The sequence below is a fragment of the Microtetraspora fusca genome (assembly GCF_001570365.1).
Classification (GTDB): domain Bacteria; phylum Actinomycetota; class Actinomycetes; order Streptosporangiales; family Streptosporangiaceae; genus Microtetraspora; species Microtetraspora fusca.
On sequence record NZ_BBYK01000043.1, the window covers coordinates 99,643 to 111,805 of the forward strand.

General features: G+C 69.0%; 10 protein-coding genes and 2 pseudogenes. 1 reads left to right on the forward strand and 11 read right to left on the reverse strand.

The window, feature by feature from the left end:
• Positions 1-17 precede the first annotated feature (17 nt).
• Positions 18-1,019 carry a glycosyltransferase family 2 protein gene (locus AWQ68_RS11460; protein ID WP_084463878.1) on the forward strand — a complete coding sequence of 334 codons (1,002 nt, stop codon included), beginning with the start codon at positions 18-20 and terminating at the stop codon, positions 1,017-1,019.
• A 22-nt stretch (positions 1,020-1,041) separates the two neighbouring features.
• Here the strand turns inward: AWQ68_RS11460 and AWQ68_RS11465 are convergent, their stop codons facing one another.
• The 11 genes and pseudogenes from AWQ68_RS11465 to AWQ68_RS42275 form a co-directional block, all read right to left on the reverse strand.
• Positions 1,042-1,449: a GtrA family protein gene (locus AWQ68_RS11465; RefSeq protein WP_066938916.1), complete on the reverse strand. Its 408-nt coding sequence runs from the start codon at positions 1,447-1,449 to the stop codon at positions 1,042-1,044.
• Positions 1,446-1,934, reverse strand: a complete 489-nt coding sequence (locus AWQ68_RS46115) for a sugar 3,4-ketoisomerase (RefSeq protein ID WP_245655888.1) — start codon at positions 1,932-1,934, stop codon at positions 1,446-1,448. The genes AWQ68_RS11465 and AWQ68_RS46115 overlap by 4 nt, the downstream gene beginning before the upstream one ends.
• Positions 1,935-2,090 (reverse strand): annotated as a pseudogene (locus AWQ68_RS46120) (DapH/DapD/GlmU-related protein); the annotation flags it as partial. It abuts the gene before it with no gap.
• 63 nt (positions 2,091-2,153) lie between these two features.
• Positions 2,154-2,393, reverse strand: a pseudogene (locus AWQ68_RS46125) (LbetaH domain-containing protein); the annotation flags it as partial.
• Entirely contained in the window at positions 2,390-3,376 is a 987-nt protein-coding gene (locus AWQ68_RS11475; RefSeq protein ID WP_066938921.1) for a glycosyltransferase, read from the reverse strand. The pseudogene AWQ68_RS46125 and the gene AWQ68_RS11475, both read right to left, overlap by 4 nt.
• 4 nt (positions 3,377-3,380) lie before the next feature.
• Complete coding sequence (locus tag AWQ68_RS11480; RefSeq protein WP_218006841.1) at positions 3,381-4,484, reverse strand: DegT/DnrJ/EryC1/StrS family aminotransferase; 1,104 nt, start codon at positions 4,482-4,484, stop codon at positions 3,381-3,383.
• A gap of 171 nt (positions 4,485-4,655) precedes the next feature.
• Entirely contained in the window at positions 4,656-6,767 is a 2,112-nt protein-coding gene (locus AWQ68_RS11485) for a hypothetical protein (RefSeq protein ID WP_157545145.1), read from the reverse strand.
• Positions 6,768-7,202: 435 nt separating this feature from the next.
• Entirely contained in the window at positions 7,203-7,964 is a 762-nt protein-coding gene (locus AWQ68_RS44840) for a GNAT family N-acetyltransferase (RefSeq protein WP_066938926.1), read from the reverse strand.
• Positions 7,964-9,112 carry a dTDP-4-amino-4,6-dideoxygalactose transaminase gene (gene rffA / locus AWQ68_RS11495; protein WP_066938929.1) on the reverse strand — a complete coding sequence of 383 codons (1,149 nt, stop codon included), beginning with the start codon at positions 9,110-9,112 and terminating at the stop codon, positions 7,964-7,966. Before rffA ends, AWQ68_RS44840 begins: the two co-directional genes overlap by 1 nt.
• 74 nt (positions 9,113-9,186) lie before the next feature.
• Positions 9,187-11,562 carry a hypothetical protein gene (locus AWQ68_RS44845; RefSeq protein WP_066938932.1) on the reverse strand — a complete coding sequence of 792 codons (2,376 nt, stop codon included), beginning with the start codon at positions 11,560-11,562 and terminating at the stop codon, positions 9,187-9,189.
• A 72-nt stretch (positions 11,563-11,634) separates the two neighbouring features.
• Positions 11,635-12,162 carry an IS110 family transposase gene (locus tag AWQ68_RS42275; RefSeq protein WP_245655889.1) on the reverse strand — a complete coding sequence of 176 codons (528 nt, stop codon included), beginning with the start codon at positions 12,160-12,162 and terminating at the stop codon, positions 11,635-11,637.
• Between the last annotated feature and the right edge of the window lies 1 nt (position 12,163).

Consider the following 12,163-nt stretch of genomic DNA (forward strand, 5'->3'; position numbering starts at 1 on the left):
AAAGAATCGGAGGATCCATGTCGGTGTCGGTGGTAATTCCGTGTTACGGATCAGCGCGGACCCTTCCGCGGCTGCTCGCCAGGCTCATGCCCGTGCTGCGCGGCGTCTCCCCCTGTCACGAGGTGATCCTCGTCGTCGACGGGAGCCCGGACGACACGTGGGCCGTCGCCTCCGATCTGGCCCGCCGGGTCGAGGGCGTGCGTGCCCTCCACCTCTCCCGCAACTACGGTCAGCACAACGCCTTGGTGGCGGGAATCAGGGAAGCCGGCTGCGACATCGTCGTCACGATGGACGACGACCTCCAGCACCCGCCGGAGCAGATCCCCCTCCTGCTGGCCGCGCTGGAGGGCGAGCGTCTCGACCTGGTCTACGGCGTCCCGTACGAGGAGGAGCACGGTTTCCTCCGCAGTCTCGCGTCCCGCTCGGTGAAGGCGGGGATGGCGGCCGCGCTCGGCATCCGCGCCGCGCGGTCGATCAGCGCGTTCCGCGCGTTCCGCACCCGGCTGCGCGACGGCTTCGACGGCCTGACCGGGCCGCACGCCATCATCGACGTGGCGCTCTCGTGGGCCACGACCCGCGTCGGCTCCGTCCCGGTGCACATGAGCGAGCGCAGCCACGGCCGGTCCAACTACACCCCCCGCCTCCTCGTACGGCACGCCGTGACCATGCTGATCGGCTACAGCACGGCTCCCCTGAGAGCGGCCAGCTACCTGGGATTCCTCGCGGGGATCGTCGGCCTGCTGCTCGGCGCGACCGTGCTGTGGAGGTTCGTCGCGGGTGACACCACAGTGGCGGGGTTCACCACGATCGCCTCGATGGTCGCGCTCTTCTCGGCGGCGCAGCTCATATCGATCGGGGTGCTCGGCGAGTACGTCGGCCGGATCCACGGCGAGGGGATGGGCCGCCCGACCTATGTCGTACGCGAGCGGGCCGAGACGGCGGACGACCGCACCGCCGGGCGGCTGTCAGATGACCTCGACGCTCCCATAGGAGTCGGCTACGGATCGGGTGGTCGGTGAGAAAGCCGCGGCGCGGTCGTACCTAAACGGGAAGGCGGTCGGGCGCCGGCGCGGACTCGGCCCGGCGGGCAGGGCTCCGGAGGACGCGCCGGCTCAGCACGAACGTGAGCGGGACGGTGACGCACATCGTCAGCGGCATCGCCACCCTGCTGTCGACCCCCCAGCGGACCAGCAGCGTCAGGAGAGCCAGACCGGTGAGGTACTGGACCAGGTAGACACCCGGGAACCGGACCGCGGACCCGATCGACGCCCTGGTGCGGAACACGAAGGCCGTGTTGAGGACGTACGAGAGGGCGATGCCGGACAGGAAGACCAGCGAATAGGCGACCGACGGCGGCATCCACCACGACAGGACAACGAACAGTCCGTACGTCGCGCCGCTGTTGACGCCCCCTGCCACGAGAAACCGGGCGAACGACGAACCCCTCACGCGCGCGCCGGCTCCCTGGACACGATCCGCTGGAACTCGTCGTACGAGCGGATGTAGTCGTCCGGGTCGTAGTAGTCGGAGGCGAACACGAGGAGCACGGCGTCGGGCGAGTACCGGTACTGCGTGCCCCAGATCATGGCCGGCATGTAGACGCCGCGGCTGGGGCGGTCCAGGGTCACCTCGCGGCGGTTGCGGCCGTCGTCCAGCAGGACGCCGCAGGAGCCGCGCACGCAGATGAGGAACTGCTCGCAGCGCCGGTGGGCGTGCTCGCCCCGTACCTCCCTGCTCGGCACGTTGAAAACCAGGAAGTACCGCTTGGGGACGAAGGGCAGCTCGCGTTCGAACTCTCCGACGGAGAGCTCTCCGCGCAGGTCCTTCGTGACGCGCAGCTCGTGCAGGCTGGCGGCCCCGACGCCGAGCCCGGCCTTCCCGGCCCTGGCGTCGGCGTCCAGGAGGGGGGCGCTGGGATGCTCCCCGCCCGCCACGTAGCCCTTGATGCGCGCCGGGTTGCCGACCACGATCGCGTTGGGCGGCACCGAACGCGTCACGACCGCGCCCGCCCCCACCATCGCGCCGGTGCCGATCTCCACACCCGGCAGGATCGTGCTGTTCGCGCCGACGGAGGCGCCCGCGCGGACCACCGTTCGGGCGAAGCGCTCCGGGTAGGCCTTGCTGCGTGGGAAGCGGTCGTTCGTGAACGTCGCGTTGGGACCGATGAAGACGTCGTCCTCGATCGTGACCCCGTCCCAGATCTGGACGCCGCATTTGACGGTCACACGATCGCCCAGTACCACGTCGTTCTCGACGAAGACGCCGTCGCAGATGTTGCACTCGGCCCCGATGCGCGCCCCCGGCAGCACGTGCGCGAACGCCCACACGCGACTGCCCGCTCCGACGTACGCGCTCTCACAGAGGGCCTGCGGGTGGACGAAGATCTCTTTCATGCGCGCCTGCCGCTGGAGAGAAGGTGGGACCTGGATTCCGGAGCGCCGTCGAAGGTGCGGACGGTGCGCACCAGGGCCAGGGGCCGCTTCTTGGTGTTCTCGTAGCTCCGCCACGCGTACGAACCGATGAAGCCGAGCCCCAGAGTGTTCAGCGCTCCGAAGAAGGTGATGACGAGGATCGTCGTCGTGTATCCCGCCAGCGGGATCTGGCCGATCAGCCGCATGACGATGACCAGGATGGCGAGACAGCCGGCGACGACGAACCCGAGTGCTCCCAGGATCGTGAGGATGCGGATCGGCAGGTCCGTGAACGCGAACACGCTGTCCAGCAGATAGTTGATCTTCTTGCCGACCGTCCAGGCGCTCCTGCCGTACGCCCGCGCGCGCCGCCGGTACGGCACCTCGCACCGCCGGAAGCCGAGCCAGTAGACGAGGCCGACGAGGGAGCTGTTCGCCTCCTCCAGCCGCAGGAGCTCGTCCCTGATCCGCCGGTTGCACCCGAAGACGTCGACGCCGCCGGACGGGATGTCGCGAACGACGAAGCGCCGGTAGAAGCGCCAGAAAAGGTTGGCCGACAGCCGCGACATCCCCGGATCGTCCCGGCCCTCGCGCACCCCGACCGTGATGTCGGCGTCGCCGAACACGAGCCGGTCGAGAAACCTGAGCAGCAGGTCGGGCGGCTCCTGGAGGTCCGCGGCGATCACGCCGAAGTAGTCGCCCTGGGCGGCGCGAAGACCGGTGCGGATGGCCGCGAACGAGCCGAAGTTGCGCGCGTGCAGGAGCAGTTGCGACCGGAACGGCGCGCGCGGCAGTGCCTCCGCGAGCAGCTCGTAGCTGTCGTCGGGGCTCGCGTCGACGACGAAGACGTACTCCATCGCCATGCCGTAGCGTTCCGCGACGATCGCGCTGACGGCGCTGAACTCCGCGATCAGCTGCGGCACGAACTCCGCGTTCCGGTAGACGGGGACGATCACGGAGAACACGGCGTCACCAGGCGTTGACGTGGGAGATCACTCGGGTGACCTCCTCATCCGACAGTTCGGGATAGCACGGCAGGGTCACGATCGAGGCCGACAGCTCGTCGGTCACCGGGAGTGCGGCGACCGGGCCTCCGGCCCCGGTCAGCACGGGCTGGCGATGGTCCGGGACCGGATAGTGCACGTCCGTCATGACGGCCGCCTCGGCGAGATGGGCGCGGAGCGCCTCTCTGTCCTCGGTCACGACGACGTACAGGTGGGCGACGTACTCCTCTCCGTGGACCGCGGGGCAGCGGACTCGCGGATCGTGGATCTCCCGCGTGTACCGCGCCGCGATGTCGCGGCGACGCCGGTTCCAGCCGTCGAGAAGCGGCAGCTTGGCCCGCAGAACCGCGGCCTGCACCTCGTCGAGGCGGCTGTTGCGCCCGCCGCTGACCCCGACGCGATACCGCGACTCCCACCCGTACTGCCGCAGGCGCCTGACCTGCCCGGCGACGTCCGCGCTGCCGGTCACCACGGCGCCGCCGTCGCCGACCGCGCCCAGGTTCTTCGTGGGATAGAAGCTGAAGCCCGCCGCGGCTCCGAACGAGCCGGCGTGCCGGCCGCCACGGCGCGCGCCGTGGGCCTGCGCACAGTCCTCGAACACGGGGACACCGGCCCGGGCCGTGAGATCCAGGATCGCCTCCATGTCGTGCAGTAGCCCGAAGAGATGGGTGACCACGACCGCGTCGAGGGCGGCCTCCGAGAGGATCTGCTTGAGGTGGCCGAGGTCCATCAGCTTCGCGTCACGGTCCACGTCGACGAAGACCGGTTCCGCGCCGAGCGCCATCAGGGCCGTCGTCGTGTAGCAGCCGGCGTTCGCGACCGTGGCCACCCGGCTTCCCCGGCCCACGCCGAGGGCGCGCAGCCCGAGCTCGATGGCGTCCGTTCCGCTGGCGACGCCGACGCAGTGGCCCACGCCGCAGTAATCGGAGAACTCCCGCTCGAAGGCCTCGACCTCCTGGCCCAGGACATACCAGCCGCTGTTCAGGACGCGCTCGACCGAAGTGCGCACGGCCGTTTCCGTCGAGATCGCATGCCTGCGGAGGTCGTTGACCGCGATCCGATCAGCCACGTACGCTCTCCCTTTCTTCACGGTCGGCCCGCGCCGGGTGAACGCCGGTCAACACGCTGCTCTCCCGCGCTCGATGGGCGGCCCGCCCGACCTCGCCGAGCTTCTCCGATGCCGCAGTGAAGCACGGCATGCGAAGTGGCAGCGGGTGCGCCGTCACCTCTTATCGAGTCATTACGAAACCCTTGCGCCGCGATCGGCCCGTCGGCTCTCATCGGGGCCGGTCTCCTCGTCCCTCCCGTGTTCAGGAGCCGTCCGCAGCTCGTAAACGGTGTAGTCGCCGGAATGGAACCTGGGAGTGGCGAATTCACCGATCCGAGATCCCGGCCCCGTCAGCCGCTCATCGGCGAAGAGCCAGCGCACTCCATAGCGTTCGGCCAGGAGCCGCATCGACGCCGCGGAAGGTGCGGAAAAGGCCGCGTCGTTCGCCTCCAGTCGCGAGCCGTCCCAGAACGGGAAGTACTCCACCAATTGTCCTGGCCGCCATCGGTCCTGATTGGTCGACGTGAACGCCCACCCCTCGACCAGCATGCGCCGTTCGGACAGTCCGGACACCCAGAAGTGACGGCTGTCGCAGCGGTCTCCCTGTCCGGGGAGACAATGCTCGTTCGTGGCGACGAGATCGTCGGGGCTCGAGTGCGCGCGCAGCCAGCGCCCGGCGTCCATGGCTCCTTGCGGGACCGTCAGGGGCTGTGTGACCGGATTCGACCCGGCGGGGCCGATCCCGCCGAGCAGGTGCGGGGAGGCGAGGACGTACGCGTGAGCGTCGGCGAGCAGGCCGACGGTCGAGAAGACGACGATCGCCATGGCCGCCGCGCGCAGGCGTCCCCACACCGCGATCAGTGCGGCCGTCACCAGCACCATGACGACCAGCAGCACGACGTAGGGACGGATCAGCAGGTCATCCGGCTGGCCTGGGGCGAGTGGCACCCGGACTCGGCAGAGGACGGGGATCACATAGGCGGCGGCCAGTCCGGCACAGAGCGCGGCGATCACCGCCGGCCGGGTCAGCCTCGCGCGCCGGGCGACGGCGATGATCCCGTAGGCCGCCACGATCGCCAGATAGGGATAGACACCGCAGAGGAAGAAGAACTGACTTCCGCCGGACTGGCCCAAGAGCAGCGCCCCACCGAGACCTGCCGCGCCGATGCCCAGCACGAGGGTCACCGGGGCACGAAGGAACGAGCGCGGCCGGGTCAGCAGGCCCAGTACCCCGGACCAGGAAAGTAGCCAGGCCGGCACCCACACCATGGCCAAGGCGACGAACAAACCCGGCGACGGCCCCCCGGAACCGCTCGATCCCGTGAGCTCCCTCCAGGTTGTCCCGATGAAGTAGAGCGGAGCGACGACCATGGCCTGCCGGACGCCACCGAACAAGACGAATTGCGCATAGAGAAAACACCCTGCGGCGAGCGTCAGCGTCGTGATCGTGGGCCGGGTCAGCCGGCGCCACCTCACGATCTCCACCAATGCGATCCCCAGCAGACCCACGATGAGCATCGGCAGATAGGTCGCCTTCGCACCCATGACCCCGAGGAGCAGAACGCCCAGCAAAAGCGACTCGCGGGCGGCGGCGTTCCCTCGATGACGACGGATGTCGATCAGCACGAGCACGGCGGCGGCGAACAGAAGGGCGCCGAAGGCCTGCGTCGGGCTCGTCCACGCGAGATCGGGAATGCCTTTCCCGCTGAACGACAGGTTGCTCCCGATGTACAGGTTCGGGATCGCGGTCAGCATCGCCGCGGCGACGGCGAGCGACGCGCCGGCCCACAGGCCGAGAACGCGCCTGGCCGTCATCCCGATCAAGATGACGAGGGCCGCCAGCATGGGGAGCACCGCCAGCCGAGCCAGCAGCACCAACGGTTCCAAGCCGGTGACCCAGCTCGTCGCGGCGAGGTGGGCGTAAACGAACCAGTGATAGAACAGCGACTCGCCGGCGACCATCGGGACGGTGGGCGGCATGTGGTGCTTCAGTTCGCCGATCAGGGCCAGATGGTAGAAGACGTCGGCCTCGGAATTCGCGAGCCCCGGCCAGGTCAACACCGTCTGTCTGAGATAGGTGACGGCTCCCCAGACCACCGGACAGGCGAAGGCGAGGGCGAGTGACCAGGAGTACCAGAGAGGGGCCGTGGTGCGGCTCCGCCGGCTGTTCCAATGGCGGCGCAGCCGAGGGACCGCGAGGAAGAGGACGTACGTAGTGATCGGCCAGATCACCACGAGCCGGGGCATTCCCGCAGCCCGCGCGCCGATATAGGCGAATATCTCAATCGTGTAGCCCAGCGCCACGCCGAGGGCGATCTCCTCCGCGAGCGTGCGGGAGCCGCTGTACACGGCTCGGAGCACGAGCACACCCGGCAACGCGATCAGCAGGCCGACGTACGCCGCGAAAATGGCGACATCCTTGACGCTGACCCCGAAGTGGAGCACGACTCCTACGGCCAGCACGGTCACGGACAGCGCCGGTAGCCACCTCGCCGCCTTCCGCACTTGAGCGGGCAGTCTGTTCTCGTAGGCCTCTCCCCCGGCCGCCTTCGGTGCGGAACTCAGGAGGGACGGAGCTTCACTCATGCGCGAAAGCCTGGCGACACCGTGCGTCGGCGGCTTCTCGGACACTCGCGGAAGGCGGTGTTCTTGCCGGTCCTTTTATGACGGGTGACGACCGGCCCAGGAACGTGGATCCCGGAGATCAGGTACGCCGGAAGCCCGACCGGTCGGGACTCCTCAAACGAGGAGCCGGTCCCGGATCAGATGGACCGTCAGCACCGTCTGCACCGGCTCGAAGCCGTACCTCGCCCACGCTCGCTGCGCCCCTGTGTTGTGTCCCTGAGTGGAGATGACCACCTCGGCCGCCCCACGTGACGCCGCGCGGTCCTCGACCGCCCGGAGCAGGTGCGCGTAGACACTCCGCCCCCGGGCCTGGGGCACCACGCCGGCGAGCAGGATCTCGATGCGCGTGGCGTCGTCCTCCAGCGTGGCGAGCGCCAGCACGCCGGCCTGGTCCGACACCGTTACACATCCCCCCTGCGCCGCGGACCTCAGCGCCCACTCCTCGTAGCCGTCGAGCGCGGCGCCCGCCTCGAACAGCGGGTTCGCCAGGTAGTGGTTGCCGTACGCGGCGAAGATGTCGCGCACCAGCCGCCGCACTTCGTCGGCGGCGGGCGTGCCCCCCGGCCACATCCCGGGTACGGGATCCGGCGCCCTCCCCTTCCCCACACCCAATCGCCAGTACACGAGTGAGTCGGCGGGGATGGCCGTGCGGCCCAGCGTGGTGAGCCCGGCGAACCAGCCGACGCGCTCGGCCGGGTAGCGCAGGACGATGATGTCGGCGTCCGAGGCCAGGATCGCCGCGCGCACGTCGGAGAGCTCAGCGGCCGCCTCCGCGGAGACGGTGAGGCGCTCGACGGAGCGGCCGAACCTGGCGGACTCCAGCGGCGACGCCGCGGCGCGCACGGCCTCCGCCTCCATCACCTCATGCCAGCCCATCAGGTCACCGTGAAGGAGCGTACGGCGTCGATCACGCGGGTCACGGCGTCCTCGTCCAGATCGGCGTAAAGCGGCAGCCTCACCAGACGATCGGCCATCTCCTCGGTGACCGGGCATCCGCCGGACGCCGGCCGCCCGTACCGGACGCCCGCCGGGGCGGAGTGCAGCGCCTGGTAGTGGAAGGCCGCCTGCACGCCGTGCGCGGCGAGGTGGGCGATGAACGCCTGCCGGCTCTCAAGGTCCGGGAGGAGCAGGTAGTAGAGGTGCGCCGGGTGCTCGCAGCCGTCGGGGACGATCGGGCGGCGGACCCCGTTCTCCTCCGCCCAGCCGGCCAGTTCCTCGTGGTACCCGGCCCAGACGGCGTGCCGCAACGACTGGATCGCGTCGAAGGACTCGAACTGCGCGGTGAGCATCGCGGCGAGGATGTCGGAGGGCAGGTAGCTGGAGCCGATGTCGACCCAGCGGTACTTGTCCACCTGTCCCCGGAAGAATCGGCTCCTGTCGGTGCCCTTCTCCCTGATGATCTCCGCCCGCGCGGTGAGTTCCGGGTCGTTCAGCAGCAGGGCCCCGCCCTCGCCGCACTGCACGTTCTTCGTCGAGTGGAAGCTCTGCGCCGTCAACGCGCCGAAGGAGCCGAGCGGCCGGCCGCGGTAGAAACCGCCCAGGCCGTGGGCGTTGTCCTCGATCAAGGCGAGGCCGTACCGCTCACAGAGCTTGCCGATCGTCTCCATCTCGCAGGCGACCCCCGCGTAGTGGACGACGACGACCGCCCGCGTGCGATCCGTGATCGCGGCCTCGATGAGCTGTTCGTCGACGTTCAGGGTGTCCGGCCGAGAGTCGACGAACACCGGCACCGCGCCCCGGAGGGCGTACGCGTTGGCGGTCGACACGAAGGTGAAGGACGGCATGATCACCTCGTCGCCGGGCCGCAGGTCCAGCAGAAGCGCCGACATCTCCAACGCGTGCGTGCAGGACGTGGTCAGCAACGCGTCGCGGGACGTCGTGATCTCTGTCAGCAGCCGGGTGGCCCGCGCTGTGAACGGTCCGTCGCCGGACGTGAATCCGCTACGTACCGCCTCGGCGAGATACTCAAGCTCGTTCCGAGAGACGTGCGGTCGGTTGAAGGGAACAGTGTCGGCTGTTGTCACGAGTGCAGTGAACAACGGGCGACCACACCGCCTCCTGCCGCGCCGCAGCCGCTTGGCGAGCCATTGCGAAAGCCTTACGCAGCACGCGGCATTTCGTAAATCGCGCAGCCGGGAGATCGGAATCGCAGCGTCGCGAACGCGCCGATCCGTGGGCTCGCGTCTCGCTCGTCGACGAACAACCAGCGCACGCCGTACCGGTCGCGCAGCCGTGCCATCGCCTCGCGGGACGGCGAGGTGAAGGCCACATCGTTCGCGCGCAACCGCTCCCGGTCCCAGAACGGTAGATACTCCGGGAACTCGCCCGGCCGCCAGTGGCTCATGTTCGTGCCGGTGAAGGCCCATCCTTCGACCAGTACGCGCCGTTCGCTCAACGCGGTGACCCAGAAATGGCGTTCATCACACGCGACCTGCCCATCGGGCCGGCAATGAGCGTTCGTGGCGACGAGGTCGTCCGGGTCCGAGTGGGAACGCAGCCATCGGCCGGCCGCCATGAGGCCGGGGGCCGTCAGGGTGCTCTGGATGGCTTGGGACTCCTGGAACTCGGTGGACCCGACCGCCTCGTGCAGCCCGGACCCGATCACGCGGGGCAGCACCGACAGGACGTGACCCTGCACGTCCGCCTGCAGGGCGATCGCCGCGGAAGCGACGGACATCAGCGCCCACGCGCGGTACCCGCCCCAAGTACGCAGGAGGAACATCCCCGCCAAGGCGGAAACGGCCACGAGCACCAGATAGGGCCGGTACAGGACACTGTCGTCCTGCCCCTGGCTCAGCGGAATCGTGACGCCGCAGATCAAGGGGATCAGGTACGCGACGGCGATTCCGGCCATGGCCGCCCAGATCGCCGCCCTGCGTGGAACACGCGCCCGCCGCACCAGTACGAGAAGCCCGTACACCGACAGGATCACCAGGTAAGGGTAGGCGCCGTACATGAAGAAGAGCTGGCTGCGACCAGGGTGGCCGAGCATGAGTGCCGTGCCGAGCCCGATCACGCCGATGCCGAGCATGAGGAGCACGCTGTGGCGCGTGAGTGACCGCGCCCGGCTCAGCAGGCCGAGGATTCCGGACCACATGACCACCCAGCTCAGCAGGAACACCAACGTGACACCGACCAGAGCGCCCGTGGAAGGCTCGACCGCCGCGCTGAGCCCCCTCCATGCCTGCCAGCAGGTGCGCATGAAGAACAGCGGCACGACCACGATGGCGGACCGGGCCCCGCCGAACAGCACGAACTGCGCGTACAGAAGGCAGGCGACGGTCATCCCCAGGGCACCGAGCACGGGCCGGTGCAACCTCCGATGTCTGAGGGCCTCGACCAGGGTGATCGCCACGAGCCCCGCACCGAGCATGGGCAGGTAGGTGGCCTTGGCGCCCATCACCGCCAGAAGGAAGATCGCCAGTAGGACCCAGGCGGTGCGGGTGTGCCTGTGCTCCAGAAGATCGATCAGAATGAGCACGACCGGGGCGAACAGGAGCGCCCCGAAAGTCTGCGTGGGGCTCGTCCACGCGAGATCCGGCACTCCTCCCCAGCTGAACGGCCCGTTCTGGCCGATGAAGAAGCTCGGAATCGCGACCGTGATCGTTCCTGCCGTAGCGAGCAGCGCCGCGGGCCAGGAGCGCGTGACGCGTCGCGCGGTCATTCCGATCAGCACGACGAACGCGGGCAGCATGGGGAGCACGCCGATGCGGTTCACCAGAACCAGCGGCTCCACGCCGGTGACCCAGCTCGACGCCGCGAAATGCGCGTAGACGAACCAGTGGTACGAGAGGGGCTCGCCCGCGACCATCGGCGCCATCGGCGGCATCTGATGCTTCAGCTCGCCGGTCAGGGCCAGATGAAACGGCACGTCCGGCGGGGAGGAGGCAAGCCCCGGCCAGTCGAGCGGAGTCACCGCGAAATAGGAAGCGGCCCCCCATCCGAGTAGGTACGCGATGAGAAGCACGAGTGACCAGGAGTACCAGAGAGGGGTCGTGCCTGTGTGCCGCCCGCCCCTCCAGTGCCGACGCAGGCGCGGGACGGCGAGAAAGACGGCATAGGTGGTGACCGGCCAGGCCAGCACCAGCAGGGGAAGGCCGATCGCGCGGGCGGCGATGTAGGTGAAGATCTCGACGGCGTAGCCCAGGGCCAGCCCGAGAGCGATCTCTTCGACGCGCGTACGGCGGCCCTTGTACAGGGCTCGGATCAGAAGCACGCCGGGGACGGTGACGCAGAGGAGCAGGTATGCGCTGAAGACGACCAGGTCGCGAGGGGATACGCCGTAGTGGAGGAGCACCGCGACGCTGAGCCCGGACGTCGCGATCGCGGGCAGCCACCGGGATGTCAGGAAAGCGGCCGCCCCCCGGCGTCGGCCGGCGGGCCGTCCGCCGTCCGCGGACCCGCCCGCGTCCGCGAGCGGCGCAGGCGTGGGCGAGCCCGACGTGGAACCGTGAACGGGTGAGATCGTGTCCATGACCGCAAGACTGGCGACACGCGTGCCGGGAAGTGGCTCCGACGCAGCGTGACCACCGTTTCATTGCCCGAGCTATTGCGAAACCCTGACCGGAAAATAGCCACCGCAAGCAGAGCGCGGCAGCGAACCCCTGCAGAGCCGGTCGATTTGCGCGCTGAGCGCATCGACCTGATCCAGCAGCAAACGGGCCAGTTCGGCCCCAACCACCGACACCTTGATCAGCGAGTCCTCCAGGAGCTTCTCCAGCCGTGACCAGTACCGGGTCCGCTCCCGGGTCAGTGCGCATGCGGGTGTAGTCCCGCAGCACCGGATCTCATGGGGCGGCACGAACGAGGGCCGCAGCAGCCCCTTCTCCGTCAGTTTGGCCGGCCAGATGCTGTCCAGCTTGTCAGTCTTCGGGCGGCCGGGCGCGTGCTTGGCCTCCCGCGCGTTGACTAGCTGCACATCCAGTCCATGCGCTTCCAGAATGTAGAGCCAGATCCACCAGTAATCGGAGGTCGATTCGATCGTCACCTTCTCGACCTCCTGGGCGGCCAGCTGATCGGCCAGCTCGATGATCGCGTTGAAGGCGACCGGCGTCGGCGAGCACCGCGACCCCATT

Excerpts from the sequence above, each read along its gene's own strand:
- AWQ68_RS44840 (WP_066938926.1), bottom strand. The coding sequence starts at position 7,964 with ATGGGCTGGCATGAGGTGATGGAGGCGGAGGCCGTGCGCGCCGCGGCG.
- AWQ68_RS11460 (WP_084463878.1), top strand. The coding sequence starts at position 18 with ATGTCGGTGTCGGTGGTAATTCCGTGTTACGGATCAGCGCGGACCCTT.
- AWQ68_RS42275 (WP_245655889.1), bottom strand. The coding sequence starts at position 12,162 with ATGGGGTCGCGGTGCTCGCCGACGCCGGTCGCCTTCAACGCGATCATC.
- AWQ68_RS44845 (WP_066938932.1), bottom strand. The coding sequence starts at position 11,562 with ATGGACACGATCTCACCCGTTCACGGTTCCACGTCGGGCTCGCCCACG.